Below are 373 nucleotides of genomic sequence, written 5' to 3' on the forward strand. Positions count from 1 at the left end.
AAAAAGCCTGCCGGCAAGAAACGCCCCGATACATTGAAATCCCCTGACGCACCGTATGATATATATAACCTTCTCATTAAGAATACAGGCCAAACAGCGGCCCGTGTTCATATCAAAGCGTATCGGGTCCACGACGGTACACCGCTATCTCTGCCTATGCAACCACAATCGAGCCTGCATGCAAATGAAGAAATACAGGCCCGCCTTATGCTTCCTGTCTTCGAAAAAATACGGGACGTGCAAATTATTGTCTCATGGGAGGATGAGCACATACCCCATCCTTCCTCAAAATCGGTGCACACAGAACGATTTCGCTTTCCTCATATGTAGGCGTCTATATACGTTATGGTCCGGGTTCCAACACAAGATGATC

At 47.5% G+C, this 373-nt stretch carries 1 protein-coding gene; it reads left to right on the plus strand.

Translation table 11 applies throughout. The features are described from left to right. Window positions 1-330 (plus strand): hypothetical protein (locus LKX83_RS32060; RefSeq protein ID WP_227887312.1); only part of this gene is annotated, 330 nt, incomplete at its 5' end. Window positions 331-373 lie beyond the last annotated feature (43 nt).

The organism is Cohnella baijiui (assembly GCF_020731285.1).
Taxonomy (GTDB): Bacteria; Bacillota; Bacilli; order Paenibacillales; family Paenibacillaceae; genus Cohnella.